At 45.1% G+C, this 17,951-nt stretch carries 21 protein-coding genes; 13 read left to right on the top strand and 8 right to left on the bottom strand.

The window, feature by feature from the left end; translation table 11 throughout:
- Positions 1-57: 57 nt before the first annotated feature.
- The gene (gene bglA / locus K3G25_RS08645) at positions 58-1,500 is read left to right on the top strand and encodes a 6-phospho-beta-glucosidase BglA (RefSeq protein ID WP_232489677.1); all 1,443 of its coding nucleotides are present in this window, start codon (positions 58-60) and stop codon (positions 1,498-1,500) included.
- A gap of 147 nt (positions 1,501-1,647) precedes the next feature.
- Complete coding sequence (locus K3G25_RS08650; protein ID WP_232489678.1) at positions 1,648-3,123, top strand: glycoside hydrolase family 30 protein; 1,476 nt, start codon at positions 1,648-1,650, stop codon at positions 3,121-3,123.
- Between the two features lie 33 nt (positions 3,124-3,156).
- Here the strand turns inward: K3G25_RS08650 and K3G25_RS08655 are convergent, their stop codons facing one another.
- The gene (locus tag K3G25_RS08655) at positions 3,157-4,647 is read right to left on the bottom strand and encodes a sodium:solute symporter family protein (protein WP_012117763.1); all 1,491 of its coding nucleotides are present in this window, start codon (positions 4,645-4,647) and stop codon (positions 3,157-3,159) included.
- The gene (locus K3G25_RS08660; RefSeq protein ID WP_003153716.1) at positions 4,647-4,847 is read right to left on the bottom strand and encodes a DUF3311 domain-containing protein; all 201 of its coding nucleotides are present in this window, start codon (positions 4,845-4,847) and stop codon (positions 4,647-4,649) included. Before K3G25_RS08660 ends, K3G25_RS08655 begins: the two co-directional genes overlap by 1 nt.
- A 185-nt stretch (positions 4,848-5,032) precedes the next feature.
- On the opposite strand from K3G25_RS08660, the gene K3G25_RS08665 reads away from it, so the two are divergent.
- Both K3G25_RS08665 and K3G25_RS08670 read left to right on the top strand, forming a co-directional pair.
- Complete coding sequence (locus tag K3G25_RS08665) at positions 5,033-5,956, top strand: ring-cleaving dioxygenase (protein ID WP_029974258.1); 924 nt, start codon at positions 5,033-5,035, stop codon at positions 5,954-5,956.
- Positions 5,957-5,958: 2 nt separating this feature from the next.
- Positions 5,959-6,561, top strand: coding sequence for an alpha/beta hydrolase (locus K3G25_RS08670; RefSeq protein WP_021493917.1), 603 nt, complete (start codon positions 5,959-5,961; stop codon positions 6,559-6,561).
- Positions 6,562-6,604: 43 nt separating this feature from the next.
- Here the strand turns inward: K3G25_RS08670 and K3G25_RS08675 are convergent, their stop codons facing one another.
- Positions 6,605-7,213, bottom strand: a complete 609-nt coding sequence (locus K3G25_RS08675; protein ID WP_003153727.1) for a nitroreductase family protein — start codon at positions 7,211-7,213, stop codon at positions 6,605-6,607.
- A 129-nt stretch (positions 7,214-7,342) separates the two neighbouring features.
- Here K3G25_RS08675 and K3G25_RS08680 point away from each other — a divergent pair, with 129 nt between their 5' ends.
- Complete coding sequence (locus K3G25_RS08680) at positions 7,343-7,684, top strand: transcriptional regulator YodB (protein ID WP_003153729.1); 342 nt, start codon at positions 7,343-7,345, stop codon at positions 7,682-7,684.
- A 39-nt stretch (positions 7,685-7,723) separates the two neighbouring features.
- On the opposite strand, the gene K3G25_RS08685 is transcribed toward K3G25_RS08680, so the two are convergent.
- Together K3G25_RS08685 and K3G25_RS08690 are read right to left on the bottom strand one after the other, a co-directional pair.
- Positions 7,724-8,092: a hypothetical protein gene (locus K3G25_RS08685; protein WP_012117758.1), complete on the bottom strand. Its 369-nt coding sequence runs from the start codon at positions 8,090-8,092 to the stop codon at positions 7,724-7,726.
- Between the two features lie 52 nt (positions 8,093-8,144).
- Positions 8,145-8,534, bottom strand: a complete 390-nt coding sequence (locus K3G25_RS08690) for a tautomerase family protein (protein WP_003153733.1) — start codon at positions 8,532-8,534, stop codon at positions 8,145-8,147.
- A 200-nt stretch (positions 8,535-8,734) separates the two neighbouring features.
- On the opposite strand from K3G25_RS08690, the gene K3G25_RS08695 reads away from it, so the two are divergent.
- The gene (locus K3G25_RS08695) at positions 8,735-8,974 is read left to right on the top strand and encodes a hypothetical protein (RefSeq protein ID WP_003153736.1); all 240 of its coding nucleotides are present in this window, start codon (positions 8,735-8,737) and stop codon (positions 8,972-8,974) included.
- Between the two features lie 36 nt (positions 8,975-9,010).
- On the opposite strand, the gene K3G25_RS08700 is transcribed toward K3G25_RS08695, so the two are convergent.
- Positions 9,011-9,475, bottom strand: a complete 465-nt coding sequence (locus K3G25_RS08700) for a hypothetical protein (RefSeq protein WP_003153738.1) — start codon at positions 9,473-9,475, stop codon at positions 9,011-9,013.
- Between the two features lie 97 nt (positions 9,476-9,572).
- On the opposite strand from K3G25_RS08700, the gene rarD reads away from it, so the two are divergent.
- From rarD to bshB2, 4 genes are all read left to right on the top strand, one after another.
- Positions 9,573-10,469 (top strand): EamA family transporter RarD, encoded by an 897-nt coding sequence (gene rarD / locus K3G25_RS08705; RefSeq protein ID WP_012117756.1) that lies wholly within the window; start codon positions 9,573-9,575, stop codon positions 10,467-10,469.
- Between the two features lie 67 nt (positions 10,470-10,536).
- Entirely contained in the window at positions 10,537-10,815 is a 279-nt protein-coding gene (locus K3G25_RS08710; RefSeq protein WP_003153742.1) for a hypothetical protein, read from the top strand.
- Positions 10,812-11,162, top strand: a complete 351-nt coding sequence (locus K3G25_RS08715) for a YojF family protein (RefSeq protein ID WP_007611980.1) — start codon at positions 10,812-10,814, stop codon at positions 11,160-11,162. The genes K3G25_RS08710 and K3G25_RS08715 overlap by 4 nt, the downstream gene beginning before the upstream one ends.
- A gap of 17 nt (positions 11,163-11,179) precedes the next feature.
- Complete coding sequence (gene bshB2, locus K3G25_RS08720; RefSeq protein WP_007407961.1) at positions 11,180-11,845, top strand: bacillithiol biosynthesis deacetylase BshB2; 666 nt, start codon at positions 11,180-11,182, stop codon at positions 11,843-11,845.
- A 27-nt stretch (positions 11,846-11,872) separates the two neighbouring features.
- On the opposite strand, the gene K3G25_RS08725 is transcribed toward bshB2, so the two are convergent.
- Together K3G25_RS08725 and K3G25_RS08730 are read right to left on the bottom strand one after the other, a co-directional pair.
- The gene (locus K3G25_RS08725) at positions 11,873-12,721 is read right to left on the bottom strand and encodes an STAS domain-containing protein (protein WP_017417974.1); all 849 of its coding nucleotides are present in this window, start codon (positions 12,719-12,721) and stop codon (positions 11,873-11,875) included.
- A gap of 13 nt (positions 12,722-12,734) precedes the next feature.
- On the bottom strand, positions 12,735-14,096 hold the full coding sequence (locus K3G25_RS08730; protein ID WP_014418126.1) for an MATE family efflux transporter: 1,362 nt from the start codon (positions 14,094-14,096) through the stop codon (positions 12,735-12,737).
- Positions 14,097-14,373: 277 nt separating this feature from the next.
- On the opposite strand from K3G25_RS08730, the gene cdaS reads away from it, so the two are divergent.
- From cdaS to K3G25_RS08745, 3 genes are all read left to right on the top strand, one after another.
- Positions 14,374-15,000: a sporulation-specific diadenylate cyclase CdaS gene (cdaS, locus tag K3G25_RS08735; protein ID WP_017417972.1), complete on the top strand. Its 627-nt coding sequence runs from the start codon at positions 14,374-14,376 to the stop codon at positions 14,998-15,000.
- Positions 15,001-15,118: 118 nt separating this feature from the next.
- Positions 15,119-16,330, top strand: coding sequence for a macrolide family glycosyltransferase (locus tag K3G25_RS08740; RefSeq protein ID WP_017417971.1), 1,212 nt, complete (start codon positions 15,119-15,121; stop codon positions 16,328-16,330).
- A 320-nt stretch (positions 16,331-16,650) separates the two neighbouring features.
- A complete protein-coding gene (locus K3G25_RS08745) occupies positions 16,651-17,892 on the top strand; it encodes a C40 family peptidase (RefSeq protein WP_017417970.1) in 1,242 nt (413 codons plus the stop codon).
- Positions 17,893-17,951: the final 59 nt, after the last annotated feature.

Here is a 17,951-nt window from a genome sequence, read left to right on the forward strand (position 1 = left end):
GCTGCAGTGCATTTATTCGGCATGCAAGCGGCAGTCAAATAAAGGAGGATATAAACGATGGGGACATTGCCAAAAGATTTTTTATGGGGAGGCGCTCTCGCCGCCCACCAATTTGAAGGGGGATGGAATAAAGGCGGCAAGGGGCCGAGTGTAGTGGACGTCATGACGGCAGGCGCGCATGGTGTGCCCCGGAAAATAACAGATACAATTGAAGAGCGGGAATTTTATCCGAATCATGAAGCGATCGATTTTTATCATCGTTATAAAGAGGACATCGCATTATTCAGCGAGCTGGGCCTGAAATGTTTAAGAACGTCCATCGGCTGGAGCAGAATTTTTCCTAAAGGTGATGAAGCGGAGCCTAATGAGGAAGGATTGGCTTTTTACGACCGGGTGTTTGATGAATTGCTGAAACATGGGATTGAACCGGTAATCACGCTGTCACATTTTGAGATGCCGCTGCATTTGGCGAGGGAATACGGCGGTTTCAGAAACAGAAAAACAGTCGGATTTTTTGTGAAATTCGCTGAAGTGTGTTTTGAACGCTATAAACATAAGGTGAAGTATTGGATGACGTTTAACGAAATCAATAATAAGATGGATGTGAATAATCCGATCTTTTTATGGACGAACTCGGGCGTCGCCGTCAAAGAAAACGAAAACGCAAAAGAAGTCATGTATCAGGCCGGCCATCACGAACTGCTGGCAAGCGCATTGGCTGTTTCGAAGGGAAGAGACATCAATCCCGAGTTCAGGATCGGCGCGATGGTATCACATGTCCCGATTTACCCGTACTCATCTCACCCCGATGATGTGATGCTGGCTGAAGAAACGATGAGACAGCGTTTTTTCTTCCCGGACGTGCAGGTTCGCGGATATTATCCAAGCTATGCGTTAAAAGAATTTGAAAGAGAAGGCTATCAGATACACTTTGAAGACGGTGATGAAGAGATTTTGAAAAACGGCCGAGTGGACTACCTCGGATTCAGCTATTACATGTCTACAACCGTAAAAAGTGATGTATCAAACGATAATACCGGGGATGTCATAAACGGAGGATTGCCAAACGGCGTGGACAATCCTTATATTACAGCGAGTGATTGGGGCTGGGCGATTGACCCGACCGGTTTACGGTACACATTAAACCGCTTATACGACCGCTACCAGATTCCATTATTTATCGTGGAAAACGGATTCGGCGCCATCGACACATTAGAAGAGGACGGTTCAATTCATGACGCAGCAAGAATTGAATATTTATCGTCACATATAAAAGCTTTGAAAAAAGCAATCACATATGATGGTGTGGATGTAATGGGCTATACACCATGGGGAATTATTGATATCGTGTCATTTACAACCGGAGAAATGAAAAAACGCTACGGCATGATTTATGTTGATCGGGATAATGAAGGCAACGGTTCAATGAGGCGGCTTAAGAAAGACTCATTTGAATGGTATAAAAAAGTGATTGAAACAAACGGCTCATATGTATCCTAAAGGTGTAAAAAGGGAAGGCTTCACCGTTGTGTGAAGCCGGCTTTTTATCAGTAATTTTGAAAGCGTATTCATTCAAGCAGGAAGGAGGTGACTGTCCGGCTTTTCATTTAGGATCGCTTATAAAAATAAGGAAAGGGATGGTGGCTCATGTTTTTTAAAAAAGGTCTGCACATGACGCTGGTTTTTCTTATGTTTTTCTTTTTCATATCAAGCAGCATGACCGAAGTGTATGCGGCTGATCGGAAGGCTTCAGACAAAAACAAAGTAAGGGTGTGGTTCAGTTCTGAAAAAGATCCGGCTTCCCGTACGTGGTATGACGGGCCGCAGGAAGTGAAATACGCCTTAGACGAACAAACACCGCTTACATTGACAAAAAAGAAGGCTTCTGACTCCGCCGCCGTGTATATTGATCCGTCGCGCCGCTATCAAAGTGTGTTAGGCGTAGGATCGTCCCTGGAAGAATCCACAATCCATAATTTATCAAAAATGACACCCGCAAAAAGAAAAGAAGTGCTGAAAAAACTCGTTGATCCCAAAGATGGTATCGGCATGGACGTTATGCGCATAACAATCGGGACATCTGATTTTACGGCACAGGAATTTTATACGTATGATGATATGCCTGAAGGCCAAACAGATCCTAAGCTCCGTCATTTCTCGATCCAAAAGGATATTGATTTACACATTACAGCAACCATCAAGGAAGCGCTGGCGATAAATCCGGAACTGAAAATCATTGCCTCACCGTGGAGCCCGCCGGCTTGGATGAAAACGAATGAAAACCTTAAGCGGGGAAAGCTGAAAGATAAATATATCGGCGAACTGGCCGTTTACTTCCGCAAATTTATTGAGGCGTACGAAAAGCAAGGAATTCCGATTTATGCCATGACCCTTCAAAATGAACCTTTGCTGGAAATCGACTATCCGAGCATGTATATGCCGCCGTCTCAGCAGCGCAAACTGGCACTGGCCTTAAAAAAAGAAATGAAAAAACACGTAATTGACACGAAAATTTGGATTTATGATCACAATGCGAGCGGGGCGTGGAACTATATTCCGCCGATTTTAGATGATAAAAAAGGAAACCGGGCGGCAGACGGCATCGCTTTTCACGATTATGACGGTGACCTTTCCGTCATGTCGGAGATCGGAAAGAGATATCCTGATCAATCTATTCACTTAACGGAGCGGTCTGTCTGGGGGACGGCAGGGGCGGACCGGATCGCGCAGTATTTCCGCAACGGCGCGTCGAGCTACAATGCGTGGGTGACGATGCTCGACAGTCAAATCAAGACGCATCATTGGATAGGCACCCCAGACCCGACGCTGTTTATTCAGGATGCTAAAAACCCTGATCGCTATTGGAATATCCCGATCTTTCATATGACAGGCAACTTTTCAAAATTTATCGACCGGGGAGCAAAGCGGATAGAAAGTAATTACGGCTCCAAAAACACAGTCTCGAATGTATCGTTCCTTAATCCTGATCAATCCATTGTGACAGTCGTAATCAACCAGACATCCGCCGACCAAAAATTCCATGTCGTTTCAGAAAATCGGCAGTTTGAAGCCGTCATCCCGGCTAAAACCGTGGCTACCTACAAATGGAAGCAAAAAAAGTAAAAACCGGCACATTTACGTGCCGGCTTCTTTCTGTTAAGCACCTTTTTGGTTCAGTTGATCAGAAGGCGCTTTATTGAATAAACCGTCTTTGACGGCGTTTGAAGCCGCTTTTTTTACAAAAAACGGGTTAAGGATAATAACGGCTGCCATGTTAGCGGTCAAACCCCAAAAGCCTTCATATATACCGTGGGCGGATTGGGTGATATTTACCGTGAATGTCACGATAAGACCGACGAGAAGACCGATAATTGTCGCTTCTTTCGTTTGATTCTTCCAAAACAGACTGACGGCGATAGCCGGAAAGATCTGAACCATGCCGGAAACACCGAGAAGCTGAAGGGTAACGAGCGCAGTCGGGAACAGCATGCCGAATAAAAGCGCGAGCCCGATGACGACAAATACCATTGAACGGGTGATCATTGTCAGCTTGCTTGGTGACACATTCGGGTGAATCAAATCCCGATATAAGTTATTCGCAAATAAGTTTGATGCTCCGATGGCCATGATAGAGCAGGGAATCAATGACGCAAGGGCAATCGTGGAGTAAGCAAAGCCCTGCGCGACTCCGCCGTAAGACGTTTGAATCAGCTTCAATAAAGCGAGCCGCGGATTGGTATCTTCCGGCAGGACAAGAAACGCGATAAAGCCGAGAAAAATAACAAGAATCAAAACAATATTATAAAGCGGCAGAAACATGCTGTTTTTGCGGACGGCATCTGCGCTTTTTGCCGTAAATACGCCGGTTGCCGCATGCGCCCACATAAAGAGCGCCAGCGCAGATACGATGGAAGCTGTGATAAACCAAGGAATTCCTTTCGGCCCCGAGTCCGGGATCGTCAGCATTTGCGGCGCTTTTTCAGCCAAAGTGTGAATCATCGGCGTCCAGCCGTGAAAATGGATCAGCGGGAGTGAGACGACCATAAACAGCATAATCACCCACACGAGAATGTCTTTAATAATCGCCGTAAACGTCGGCCCTTTAATTCCGCTGAAAAAAGTATACAGCGCTACAAGAATAAAAGAGATGATGACGACCATATTGACATTAATGACACCCGTTCCGGCCACCTGAAGCGTATCTTGAATTCCGCTCAGCTGGAGACAAATATAAGGAATGAGCATAAGAACGCCGACAATCGCGACAAGACTGGCCAAAAGTTTACTGTCAAAACGCTCACGGGCATAATCGGCAAGCGTCGTTAATTTGTGTATTTTTGCCACTTTCCACAGCTTCGGCAGAAAGAAATAAGCGATAAAATACGCCAAAACAGAATACGGGATTGCAAAAAAAGCAACGCTTCCCCCTGTGTAGGCTGTGCTTGTTAAGCCTAAAAACGTATAAGCCGTATAGAGATCCGCGCCGACTAAAAACCAGACGAGGAGCCCCCCGAACCGTCTGCCGCCGACAGACCATTCCTCAACAGAAGTGCGTGATGATTTGTCTCTCCCGGCTATAAAGCCGATACAGACAACGGTTAAAACGATTACGGCTGTAATGATCAATGCTGTTATATTTGCGGGCATCAGTCCAGTCCTCCTTGTTTCTTCTGCAGCCTATAAATAAGAAACGAACATAATGGAGTGACTGCGATCCATAAAAGCAGCCAGAAATGAAAAAAAGGCAGCCCGATAATGATCGGATGAACCCGATTAGCGACTGACAGCAGGGCCAGCTGGCTGAAAGGGATTAAGATGAGAACGAAAATTAGTGCTTTTCTGACCATTTACTTTCCTCCTGAAACTTGATAATGCTCCTTATCATAGCAGGTGTCAGATAAGATCACAAGATATTTTTCAGAAAAAAAAGAATTCTATTACTTTTTTAACTGAAACGCTTTAGTTGCATCTTCATTCATATTAAATTAGAATAGTTAATATCTTGAAATCAAGATATTTAGGAGTGAATACATTGAATACACAAGGATTGCATCATGTTACCGCATTTGCAAAAGATCCTGCTGAAAATCTTCGGTTTTATACTGAAGTGCTGGGTTTGCGGCTCGTTAAAAAAACCGTTAATTTTGACGACCCGGCCACTTATCACTTTTATTTCGGCAACCAAAACGGAGAGCCAGGCACGATCATTACATTTTTTCCTTTTCAGGGAAGCCGCCCGGGAACCGTGGGAAAAGGGCAGGCCGGAAGAATTTATTTCTCCGTGCCGAAAGGAGCACTCGCATTTTGGAAGCGCCGGCTTGAAGAAAACGGCTTGAATGTAAAAGAACAGATCATGCTGTCTGAACAAGTGCTTCTCTTTAATGATACAGAAGACCTGCCGCTTGCCATAATGGAAGATGAAAGAAGCGGACAGAGTGAATGGACGCCTTCGGGCATTACTGAAAAAGAAGCGATCACAGGCATGAGAGGTGTTCTTTTGTACTCGTACCGTCCTGAAGCAACCATTCAATTTCTCATAGAACGCTTCGGTTATTCAAAGACAGGAGAAGAAAATCAGATTGTCAGGCTGCAATCGGAGGCCCGGATCGGACATATTATAGATGTTGATCTCGCGCCGAAAGAAGCAGGTATCGGCGGTTACGGGACAGTCCATCATGTCGCTTTCCGCACTAGCGAAAAAGAGCAGGCGGAGTGGAAGGATATTCTTGCTGCTTCTCATCTTGCTTCATCTGACATTCTTGACAGGTCTTACTTTACTTCAATCTATTTCAGAGAAAGCGGCGGCATTTTATTTGAAATGGCAACCGATGAACCGGGCTTTATGACGGATGAATCCTTTGAAAATCTCGGAACAGAGCTGAAGCTTCCGGAATGGCTTGAAGAGCATCGCAGTCAGATTACAGCTGTTTTGCCCAAAATGGAGAAAGGAGAATGATGATGAAACATGTGTTTGAACAGGGAACGTCAGAGAATGTTCTGCTGCTTTTGCACGGAACGGGGGGAAATGAACATGATCTTCTGTCGCTCGGACGTTTTATCGATCCGAAAGCAAGTTTGCTCGGGGTCAGAGGATCAGTGTCGGAAAACGGCATGCCCCGTTTTTTTAAGCGGCTGAAAGAAGGCGTATTTGACGAGAAAGATTTAATTGAACGGACGGAAGAATTAAAGAATTTTATTGATGAAGCGGCGCAAATGTACGGATTCAGCAGAGAAAACGTGATTGCTGCCGGCTATTCAAACGGCGCCAATATTGCAGCAAGTCTTTTGTTTCATTATAAAGATGTACTGAAAGGAGCGGTTCTGCATCATCCGATGGTGCCGATACGCGGAGTGAAGCTGCCTGATATGGAAGGGCTGCCTGTGTTTATCGGTGCGGGAAAACGCGATCCCCTATGTACAAAAGAAGAATCGGAGGAGCTTTATCAGTATCTGACAGATGCTCATGCATCCGTTTCTCTTGTTTGGCAGGAGGGCGGTCATCAGCTCACACAGCAGGAAGCAGAGCAGGCGAGAACCTGGTACAGTGAGCGATTCCTATAAAAAACCCTTAGTCTGCTTAAGCGGACTAAGGGTTTCTTTCATCTTACAGCCAAGTTGACACTTTAGATACAGGCAGCCGGTTGCTTTTATGCGCCGGCTTAACGGCTTTGCCGATTGAAATCAGCATGACGGGCACGAAACGCTCGCTCACGTCGAATTCCTTAACGAATTGCTCTTTATTGAATCCGCCGATCGCGCAAGTGTCGTAGCCTTTTGCTTTAGCGGCAAGCATCAGCTGCATCGCTGCTAAAGAAGCGTTTAAAAATGCTGAATCACGGGCAAACTGATCATTTTGGTATGCGCCGTTAATCTGGCCTAAAAGCGTTTGTTTAATCTCTTCTGTGATATTGCCTTGCTCAGCCAGTTCAGCATAAACGTCTTCACCATTTTCATTTGCTTTTAAATCGCCTAATACGGCAATAACTGCTGATGAATCAATAATCTGTTTTTGATTAAAAGCAACCGGAAGCAGGGCAGCTTTTGCTTCATCACTGTGAAAGACTTGAAAATGCCAATGCTGAAGGTTCCAGGCGGAAGGCGCTTGCGTTGTGATTTCAAGGAGTTCTGTTAATTCCTCTTTTGTAATGACCGCGTCTTTATCGTATTCTTTAACAGATGCGCGTTCCTTTAAAACGTCTAATACGGATGTCATCATGTTTCCTCCTTCGGATAAACGTGTTATCATAATAGAAAAGTTAGAAGCTTACTAAATGTAACTCGAAAACTAATTTTAATGGATCACAAAAAACTTGTCAATTCATAGATGAAGGGATGAACTCACGTGGGATATACAATGTGTCCTAAAATGGAATCCGCTTTTTCTCTTTTGGGAAAGCGCTGGAACGGCCTCATTATCCATGTACTGATGGACGGGCCGAAACGATTTAAAGATATGACCGAAACGATACCGACAATCAGCCAAAAAATGCTCGCGGAGCGGCTCAAAGAGCTGGAACAAAATGAAATCGTCGAGCGTCAGGTGCTGCCTGAAACACCTGTCAAAGTCATTTATAAACTGACTGATAAAGGCATGGCCCTGCAAGCCGTTTTTCAGGAAATGCAAAAATGGGCAGACAGTTTTTGCGAGCCCGGGGGATCTGCCAACGACACATGTGATGAATAACAAAGGCTGCCCAAGGCAGCCTTTTCTTAATAATAATGTTTACTCGTCATAAAAACCATTAATATCAAAATTGTTCAGATTGAGGTTCAAGCCTTTTAATTGCTTTAATAAAGCATCGAATGTAAGGAAATGATCATTTTTACATTCCGCCGGAACATCATTTGGAGAAAATAGTTTCATTCCTCCCTCAATCCACTGTTTCCGGTATAACTGAAATGCCGCTTCAATTAAATGATCAGGCGTTACAATAAACCCTAAGCTTACGTCATGGTCCTCGCTGTAGCCGAATTCAAACCCGCAGCAGGGGCAAATATCAAATGTTTTTTGATATTCGCCGTTATAAACGGGACTTGTTTCTAATCCTTTAAATCCGCATATCAAACAAGGGTACAACTCACTAACCAACATACATCCCTCTTTTATTCAGTTTGCAATCATTCAGAACAAGCGGGGAGGCCTTTTACAGTTTCCCGGTTAAAAACTGAGCCTCACCAAGCCCGAAGCTCCAATCGGCGTTCCCGTTTTCTGTAATGGAAATCATGACGTCTTCGGGTGATATGCCGCATTCTGTTTTAAGCTGATCAGCCATCAGTTGATATAACGTTTCTTTTTGATGTTCGGTGCGCGCTTTGCTGACAATGCTGATGATGACAAGATCTTTGCTTCTTTTGAAACCGAGCCCGGTATCTTCAATGATAAGCTCATGAGGCCGATGCTGGTGAACGATCTGATAACGGTCCGTTACAGGGACGTCAAAAGCTTTAACCATGGCGTAATGGGCGGTATCCAGTAATTTTTTTAATGCTGCGTCATCCCGGCCTTCAATAACGTCAAAACGAAGTAATGGCATATTTTATTCCCCCTGATGGTTTTATAATGTCGCAACTTGTAAAAAAGTATAACAGTTAATCAAAATGTAATCAAATTATAACCAAAATATTTATACATTAATGCAATATCAGAGAGAGGCACATGTTGTTACAATCGCCCAATCAATTTCCTCATTTTATGAATACGCTTAAGAATAGGCAGACATAAAGGAGGAAAAACATGTACCCTCGTCATGCATTGTATCGCGGGAATTTCGGTCCTGCCGGATTTCCGGCGAGAAGTCCTTTTTTGTTCGGCGCTCCTTTATTCGGCGGATTTTTAGGCGGTCTTCTCGGAGGCGTAATTGCCACAGGTTTTACAAGACCCCGCTATCCGTACGGGTTCGCCGGTTACGGATACGGAGGCGTCCCATACGGCGGTTTCGGTCCGGGAGCCGGCGGTTATCCGCCATTTTATTAAAGAAAAAACGGCCTGCATCGCGCGGGCCGTTTTTTTTTATCTTAAAATCTCCACTTCCGATAGATTGTAGTCTTCCTGTTTTGAAAACATAACTTCAATCATCCCGTCTTTATAGACTGCTTTTGTTCCTTTCCGTTTGACGAGGCTCGGAAGTACGATTTCTTTTTTTCCTTCTCCCAGACTGCTGTTCTCTACAACGAGGCTGTGTGACGTGTGCTTAATCCTGATACGGTCGAGTTCCTCTTGTTCTGCGGGAATTTTCGCAAAAACATGATCGGATGTTTCAAAAAGGTCAATTTCCGGCTTGGGCGGTTCCGCTTCGACCGGATCGGCCTTTTTGGACATTGGGTCGCGAAAAGGGAACTGTCCGGCATAACCGGCGCCGAATACGCTTTCCATCACTCGGTTGACATATGTCTCGACATCTTTCGGATCAGCATTTTTAAACGTTTCTTTAGAGAACTGATTTTGGAAGGGAAAATATCTGTTCCAATCAAACACGGCATCTCACCCTTTCTTAACGGACAACATAGTATATGCCCGCCGGAAGCTTCCCGTGATATAATATAATCTGTTTACAGAAAGGAAGGGGAAGGCCGTGCAAGGGAATAACGCAAGAAAAGGAATCATTTATACCGCTTGTTCTTTCGCCATGTGGGGGCTGTTTCCGGTCTATTGGAAACTTCTTGAACAAATACCCGCATTGGACATTTTAGCTCACCGGATTTTATGGTCATTTGTTTTCATGTGTGTGCTTTTAACTGTGCTTAAGAAGTGGAAAACCGGATGGCGTGAACTGCGTCTTTTGAAATCGGAAGGGGGCCTGCTGGCGCTTTTTTTCGCTTCCGTTTTAATTTCCGTTAATTGGTTTGTGTACATATGGGCCGTCAATCACGGCTTTTTGCTTGAAGCAAGTCTCGGGTACTACATTAATCCGCTCGTTTCCGTTCTTTTGGGCATCCTATTCTTAAAAGAAAAGCTTAACAAGATGCAAACAGCAGCCGTTTCTATTGCCGGGGCGGCCGTGATCATATCTGCGTTTCAATATGGCGCGGTTCCTTATATCGCATTGCTGCTTGCATTCAGCTTCGGCCTGTACGGCTTATGTAAAAAAAGAACCCGCATGTCCAGCACGATCGGATTGACGCTGGAGACGCTTTTGATTACCCCGGCTGCACTTATTTATTTAGGATATACAGCTGACGGGAGCACTTCCGGGTCCTTGGGGGCAGGAACATGGGCGCTCCTATTTTTCGCAGGCGTATTTACGGCCTTGCCGCTGTTACTGTTTGCAGAGGGGGCAAAGCGTCTGCCGCTGTATCAAGTCGGCATTTTGCAATATATAGCGCCGACCATTACCCTTATGCTCGGCGTATTTGTGTATCATGAACCATTTTCCGGGCAAAAAGCGTTTACCTTCATTTGTATATGGGCAGCATTGCTTTTGTTTACCTTTTCACAGATCAAATGGAAGCGGCCGATAAAAAGCCGCTAAGCCTTTCGCTTTCCAGCGATAGCTTAAATTATGTATAATCATTACGAGTATGTAAAGGAGCTGTACAATGGGCACTGATAAAGACATAGCAAAAGCCTATCAGGCACTGTGGAATAACCGCACTCTCCCGGCTTCAACTCTTGAAGAAGCGGAGAAGGCAATTGATCTTGAACTGCTTGATCAAAGAACACATCCGAGGCTCCGGAAGTCACCCGAGGAAAAGTTTGCTCTGGCGGTGCAGCGAATTGTAGATTCCCGGCTGCGGCCGATTGAGAAATATGAATTGGTTGAACTACATACGAAGCGTTTGCAATTTTTAAAAGAAGAAAGAGGGGAGCAGCTATGAAAGCGATCATAAAAGAAGATGTGCAAACTTCTTTAGAGCGATATGCCGATCGTCCTGTATATATCCATTTGGAAACAACGACCGGTTCTTATTCAGCGCATCTGAATGAGAAAAACATGACGGTTGTAGCCTATATACGCAATGCAAAAGTGACGTACCATCAGGCGAAAATCAAAGGAAACGGCCCGTACCGCGTCGGTTTGAAAACAGAAGAGGGCTGGATTTACGCAGAAGGTCTGACTGAGTATACAGTAGATGACGAAGACCGTCTGTTAATGGCTGGGCATCTGCCGGGCGGAAAATTGGCGATTTCGCTTCAAATCAGCGAAAAGCCGTTTACAGTTTAAAGAAAAGGGTGAAAATCATGAAAGAACATGTACTCGTCATCCTGCCTCACCCTGATGATGAATCATACGGAGTGGCAGGGCTGATTGCTTTACACAGACAAAAAGATATTCCCGTTACGTATGCATGCGCAACGCTTGGCGAAATGGGCCGGAACATGGGAGATCCCTTTTTCGCGAACCGTGAAACACTGCCGCTGTTAAGAAAGCAAGAGCTGATTGACGCATGCAAAGCAATGGACGTTACTGACCTGAGAATGCTCGGGCTTCGTGATAAAACACTTGAATTTGAAGATGACGAGTGGCTCGCGGATATGATGGAAGAGATTATCGACGATGTAAAACCGAGTCTGATTGTCACATTCTATCCGGAGCACGGAGTCCATCCGGATCATGATGCATGCGGCGAAGCGGTCATCAGAGCGCTTTACAGAAAGAAAAAAGAGGACCGCCCGCGCACGCTTTGCATGGCAATCACCCGCAACAGGGAGGAAGCCGTCGGCAAGCCTGATGTCATTCTTGATATTAAAGAGGTTGCCGATATTAAAATGAATGCCTTAAAAGCGCACCGCACCCAAACGGAAGGCATGCTGAGAGAGCTGGAAGAAAAAATAAAAAATAACGAGCCGGTTCTTCAGACATGGTTTGAAGAAGAAGTGTATTGGACATATCCGTGGAAAGACTGATAAAAAAAGGGATAAGGCTGAAATGCCTTATCCCTTTTTTTGTGTCAGATCGGAAGCGATCGCTTCCGCAAGCGAAGACCGTATTGATAAATTTGAAAAACTCAGTCCGAGCTGCACCGCGGTTTGGGCGATTTCAGGACGGATTCCGGATAATGTCGCTTTCACGCCGAGCATTCCGAGTGATTCAATTAAGGTGAAAAGCTGTTGGGCAACCATCGTATCAATCATGGCTACACCTGATAAATCAATGTACAGCTGCGTGATGCGCTTCTCTGAACACTGGTGCAGCGTATTCTCCAAAATCATTTTGGCTCTTGCCGTGTCAATATCCCCGATCAGCGGCAGCAGTCCGACATTGTCAAAAAGCACAATTACCGGCGAGCTCAGCTCGGTGATCAATTCTTTTTGCGCTTCAAGCTGAATGTTTGTGTTTTTATACATTTCCTCTATGAAAATATGAATGACCACATCAAACGATTTGATCAGCGTATGGAATATATCTTCGGCATCTTCTTCTGTCACGGTGTCCGAATGAAGTCTGGTAAACTGCTTGACATGGCCGACATACAAATCACGAACTCTGATAAACTCGCGAATAATATAATGGATGGGAGTTTTTAAATGTTCTTTATCCCGTGCGGCTTTAAACGCCCACTTTTCCAAGGCCGCTGTATATACTTCCTTCTCTTCAGAAAAAATCCGATTGAGCTGATAATTAAACGCCAGATTTTGTTTTTTCAGATTTGTGAGTACAGCCGGGTCAGTAGAAGCATAAACAGAATCAGGATCCGTTTCATGAAGCGTATCAAACCATGTCTGACTGATGTCCTCCGCCCGTTCAGTTAAATAATCGTACAGCAGTTTATGTTTTGGCATTGCTGCTCCTCCTTTATAAAATCATCATTTTTTTCACATAACGCTTTTGCAGTTTCATCAGTCTGAAGAATAAACCGACAGCTCCTGCGGCAAGTCCTGCAATTAACCCGATCCAGTAGCCGTATGCCCCGAGGCCCGTATAAGTGCCGACTGCGTAACCGAGCGGAAGCCCGATAATCCAATACGACACAAAAGCCGCGCCGAGTGTATAGTTGACATCCTTATATCCTCTCAGAGCGCCTTGTATCGGAGCTGCTACGGCATCAGAAAGCTGGAAAAACAGCGCATAGATTAAAAAGTGCTGCGTCAACATGAGCACCGCCGGATCTGATGTATACATTCCGGCGATTTGCGGCCTGAACAGTAAAATGAAAGCCGCCGTGCATAAAGAAAAACTAAGCGCCATCACGATCCCGATATAGCTGTATGAGCGGGCATCTCTATAGCGATTTGCGCCTGCTTCAAAGCCGACTAAAATGGTCATGGCCATGGATACGCTGAGCGGCAGCATATACAAGAGGGAGGCAAAATTCATTGCCGCCTGGTGGGCTGCAATCGTCACCGTCTGAAAATGGCTCATAAGCAGTGTGACAGCCGCAAAAATGCTCGTTTCAAAAAATACCGCAAAACCGATAGGTAAACCGATTTTCAAAAGTTTTCTGCATTCAGACGGAGAAAAACGGTACAGTTTCCGAAATACAGAGTACCCGGCAAACGGCTCAAATCTGCAGACGATAAAAAAGCTGATGGCGCAAATACACCAGTAAGTCAGGGCAGAAGCGAGCCCCGCACCGACTCCGCCCAATGCCGGCATGTTGAATTTCCCGAAAATAAATACATAATTTAAAACAAAATTAATAGGCAATGAGCAAAGCGTAATAAGCATTGTGACTCGCGTTTTGCCGAGTGCATCAATAAACGAGCGCAAAACGGTGTACACAAACAAAGGAAAAATACCGAGGGATAAAAAGCCTAAAAAGTGTTTTGCGATCGTCCGGACACGAGGTTCCAGGCCCAAATGTCCCAAGATCATATCAACGGTGAAAAAGCCGATCAGGATAACCGCCGCACTGAGAACGGCCGCTACATAAACGGCCTGGATGACGGAAAACGGCACTTCCTTTTGTCTGCCGGCTCCAAACAGCTGCGAAACAACGGGCGTAACGGCCATTAATATTCCTGCAAGGCCCGTATAAACCGGCGTCCACAGGCTTGAACCGATTGCAACCCCGGCTAAATCGGCAGCGCTCACTTTCCCTGACATCACCGTATCCAAAAAGGTGATCAGGGAAAGGCCCGCCTGTGTGATTAAAATCGGAATGAAGATATGTAACAGCTGTCTGACCTTTTGGCCGATCGTGTTCGTTTCTCTCAAGTTAGGTTCCCCGTTTCTTTATTTTAACGAGAGAAATTATAACATTTTATGTATAAAAAGCAATGAAAGCCGGCCTACTCTTTTTTGTCCGATTTCGGCTTTTTAAACATCTTGGCATAAATGAATGAAAGTGAAATGACCCCTAAAAAGGTGCAGATATATTGCATCAGCCGTGCGAATTCCATATGATGTGCGCCTCCTTTCATGATTATGGTGCACACAGCGGCGCATATCCATGCGCACGATGCAGAAAATAGGGGAAAGGAGCTGATGTGACATGCGCCACACTCAAATGACGGAAAGCGCGTTTACCGCTGCCGTTCAAACGTATTTGAAACAAATTACAGAGGATGCCGGAATGATACTGCGGACATTGGATGAAAAAGACCAATGCCTTCTTTGCGAATTAGATGAACTGGGACATACGTTTCAGGAAATGCAGGCTGTCGCTTCGTCGTTTTACCTGCAGTCATATATCGAACATTTTACGCCTTCCTATACAGAGCTGGCGAGGGCCGTGCAGCATCTGGCGGAAGAAAAACACGGAGCGCTGATTGTGATTGAACGTGCAGATCCGCTGGACGGAATAATACAAAAAGGGACCAGCCTGCATGCCGAGATCAGTTCAGCTTTAATTGAGAGTATTTTTTATCCCGGCAATCCGCTTCACGACGGAGCCGTATTGGTCAGAGAAAACCGGGTTGTATCAGCAGCCAATGTGCTTCCGCTCACAACAAAACATGTCGATCTCAAATACGGGACGCGCCACAGGGCCGCGATGGGACTTTCGGCCGTGACTGATGCACTCGTGCTCGTTGTTTCAGAAGAAACGGGAAAAATGTCCTTTGCTAAAGACGGCGGACTGTATCCGCTTGTTTCGCCGCGGGCGCTTCATACGAAATAATAAGAAAATGGGAATATTGTACCCGTTTAATATTAATAAGGTGAACATCTTTACCTTTTTCTGTATTGATGTTATCGTTTAAATATACATAAAATTTAAAAGAATAGGGAGTGGAAAGATGGCAAATGTATTGATGATCGGCTTTCCGGGAGAAGGCCATATCAATCCGTCTTTAGGAGTCGTAAAAGAACTGAAGGCAAAAGGGGAACATGTCGTATATTACGGCGTGAAGGAATATGAGAACAAAATCGCGTCAAGCGGAGCGGAATTCCGTGAATATGAAGATTTCCGAAAAGATGAATTCGGAAAAAACGCAACGGGTGATGAACAGCGGGACGCTACCGAGTTTTTACTATTAATGATTGAGACTTCCAAAAAAGCCGCTCTCCGTATTCTTGAAGAAGTAAAGGATGAATCCTACGACTACATCCTGTATGATCATCATTTTCTGGCAGGAAGGCTCGTGAGAAACCAGCTGAAACTGCCGGCATATTCACTTTGTACGACATTTGCAATGAATGAAGCATTTATTAAAGAAGTGTTTTCAAATACAAACCTTGTATCAGAGGAATCATCTCATTATCCGGCTTATACCGAAGCGGTCAGCCGGCTCAATGAAGAATTCAGCGCAGACATTAAAACGCCGTATGATATTTTCTCAAATGACGGCAGAAAAACCATCGTGTTTACTTCAAGAGCGTTTCAGCCGAAAGAAGAAGAGTTTGGCGAATCTTATCTCTTTGTCGGTCCGTCCATAACCGAAAGGGCGGCGGCTCAAGATTTCCCGTTTGAACAGCTTGAAGGAGAAAACGTCCTGTTTATTTCCATGGGCACGATTTTTAACAATCAGAAGGAATTGTTTAATAAATGCTTAAAAGCGGCCAGAAACTTTAACGGAAAAGCCGTCATGTCAATCGGCAAACATCTTGATCCGGCGGAGCTTGATGAAATTCCTGAGAATGTCATTGTAAAGCCTTATGTTCCGCAGCTTGAGATCCTGAAGAGAGCGGACTTATTTATCACTCACGGCGGAATGAACAGTACGAGCGAAGGGCTTTACTACAAAACCCCGATGATCGTCATTCCGATGGGCGCAGATCAGTTCGCCGTCGGAAGCCAAGTGGAAAACACGGGCGCGGGCAAGATGTTTAAAAAAGAAGATGTAACAGCCGAACTGCTCACTGAAGCAATAAAAGAATTGAGCGAAAATCCTGAATATCAGACAAAAGCTTCTGAAATCGGAGAATCCCTGAAAGCGGCCGGCGGAGCACAGCGTGCAGCGGAATTGATAGCAGAAGACGTGAAAACTGCCGAGACCCGGGTTCTGTAATCAGCCGTCACCCGCTTCCTTTAAAGGAAGCGGGCTTTTTTTGATTGTTTTTCGGGAGGATTTTTCACGCCGTAAAGAGAATTGTATGAAAAACAGACAAGAAAGGTGGAATGTCGCGGAAAAAAGCCATGTTATGAAAATGATTCTAAAGTCTTTTGTGAAATGTTCTCAATTTATGTAAAATGTGTGGCATTGGTGATGATCTAAGGCCAAATGAATCGGAATTAATGTCGACTTCTGAATGAATCCTGCATAACAGGCGGCGTTCAAAGAAAAGGAACGTCCCTTTCAGCAATGATAAATAGGAGGTTTTTCGTTATATGAAGAAAAAAATCGCAGCCGGTCTGGCTGTATCTGCAGTAATGACTTCAACCTTCGCCGTGCATCCCGCTGAAGCAAAAACCATTCAAGTAAAAAGCGGCGACTCTCTTTGGAAGCTTTCCCGGCAATATCATACAAGTATTTCAGCCCTGCAGGCGGAAAATAAACTGAAATCAACGATACTCCACCCAGGACAGCGGCTGCACATTCCTGACGGCAGCGGCACACATAAAACGGGTCAAAAAGGAAAACGAAGCACGGGTGCTTACACAGTTACATACGGAGACTCATTATGGGTGATCGCAAAAAAATACAAAATGAGCGTTTCTGAGCTGAGAAGCCTGAACCGTTTGAGTTCAGATGTCATCTATCCCGGCCAGAAACTGAAAATTAAAGGGTCTGCCGGCGGCACGGACGGAGGCGGCAGACAGACAAAGCCTGATAAAGGCGCATCAGGGACTTACACTGTGAAGCCGGGTGACTCGCTGTGGAAAATCGCCAATCAAACCGGCGTCACCATCGCCGAACTGAAAAAGCTGAATCAATTAACATCAGACATGCTGTATCCGAATCAAGTATTAAAGATCAAAGGTTCTTCACATAACGGAAACAGCGGCACAACACCGCCATCTCATTCAAACCCTTCTGAGAAGCCATCCACTTACAAAGTAAAAGCAGGCGATTCCCTCTGGAAAATTGCTAATCGGTTCGGCATCACCGCTCAGCTCATCAGAGAAAAAAATAAATTGACAACTGATGTGCTTCAAATCGGACAAGTTCTGGTGATTAACGGAACGGGAAAAACAGAAGATCCTGTGCGGCAGCCGGATAACAAACCGGCAAAGCCAAACAAGCCGAATACTCCCGAACCTCCGGTGACAGGGTCAAAGATTGACAGAATGATAGGCGAGGCGAAAAAACATGTCGGCGTGCCTTACCGCTGGGGAGGCAATACGCCTGCGGGCTTCGATTGCAGCGGTTACATCTATTACCTTTTAAATAAGGTAACCTCTGTTTCCCGTCTGAGCACGGCCGGATATTGGAATACGATGAAACATATCAGCCAGCCGTCAGCAGGCGACTTTGTCTTCTTTACGACATATAAAGCGGGCCCTTCTCATATGGGAATGTATTTGGGCGGAGGAGATTTTATTCACGCAAGCTCCTCCGGGGTTGAAGTTTCAAACTTAAGCAATCCGTATTGGAAAAAAGCGTATTTAGGAGCGCGCAGTTATTTTTAAAAAAAGCCTTTCGGGGCTTTTTTTGTTTACCATTTTCACGTTTTGACAAGACTGATGGG

The sequence above is a fragment of the Bacillus sp. FCW2 genome (assembly GCF_021228595.1).
GTDB classification, from domain to species: domain Bacteria; phylum Bacillota; class Bacilli; order Bacillales; family Bacillaceae; genus Bacillus; species Bacillus velezensis.

Excerpts from the sequence above, each read along its gene's own strand:
- bglA (WP_232489677.1), top strand. The coding sequence starts at position 58 with ATGGGGACATTGCCAAAAGATTTTTTATGGGGAGGCGCTCTCGCCGCC.
- K3G25_RS08650 (WP_232489678.1), top strand. The coding sequence starts at position 1,648 with ATGTTTTTTAAAAAAGGTCTGCACATGACGCTGGTTTTTCTTATGTTT.
- K3G25_RS08655 (WP_012117763.1), bottom strand. The coding sequence starts at position 4,647 with ATGCCCGCAAATATAACAGCATTGATCATTACAGCCGTAATCGTTTTA.
- K3G25_RS08660 (WP_003153716.1), bottom strand. The coding sequence starts at position 4,847 with ATGGTCAGAAAAGCACTAATTTTCGTTCTCATCTTAATCCCTTTCAGC.
- K3G25_RS08670 (WP_021493917.1), top strand. The coding sequence starts at position 5,959 with ATGAAACATGTGTTTGAACAGGGAACGTCAGAGAATGTTCTGCTGCTT.
- K3G25_RS08675 (WP_003153727.1), bottom strand. The coding sequence starts at position 7,213 with ATGACATCCGTATTAGACGTTTTAAAGGAACGCGCATCTGTTAAAGAA.
- K3G25_RS08685 (WP_012117758.1), bottom strand. The coding sequence starts at position 8,092 with ATGTTGGTTAGTGAGTTGTACCCTTGTTTGATATGCGGATTTAAAGGA.
- K3G25_RS08690 (WP_003153733.1), bottom strand. The coding sequence starts at position 8,534 with ATGCCATTACTTCGTTTTGACGTTATTGAAGGCCGGGATGACGCAGCA.
- K3G25_RS08695 (WP_003153736.1), top strand. The coding sequence starts at position 8,735 with ATGTACCCTCGTCATGCATTGTATCGCGGGAATTTCGGTCCTGCCGGA.
- K3G25_RS08710 (WP_003153742.1), top strand. The coding sequence starts at position 10,537 with ATGGGCACTGATAAAGACATAGCAAAAGCCTATCAGGCACTGTGGAAT.
- K3G25_RS08715 (WP_007611980.1), top strand. The coding sequence starts at position 10,812 with ATGAAAGCGATCATAAAAGAAGATGTGCAAACTTCTTTAGAGCGATAT.
- bshB2 (WP_007407961.1), top strand. The coding sequence starts at position 11,180 with ATGAAAGAACATGTACTCGTCATCCTGCCTCACCCTGATGATGAATCA.
- K3G25_RS08725 (WP_017417974.1), bottom strand. The coding sequence starts at position 12,721 with ATGCCAAAACATAAACTGCTGTACGATTATTTAACTGAACGGGCGGAG.
- cdaS (WP_017417972.1), top strand. The coding sequence starts at position 14,374 with ATGCGCCACACTCAAATGACGGAAAGCGCGTTTACCGCTGCCGTTCAA.
- K3G25_RS08740 (WP_017417971.1), top strand. The coding sequence starts at position 15,119 with ATGGCAAATGTATTGATGATCGGCTTTCCGGGAGAAGGCCATATCAAT.
- K3G25_RS08745 (WP_017417970.1), top strand. The coding sequence starts at position 16,651 with ATGAAGAAAAAAATCGCAGCCGGTCTGGCTGTATCTGCAGTAATGACT.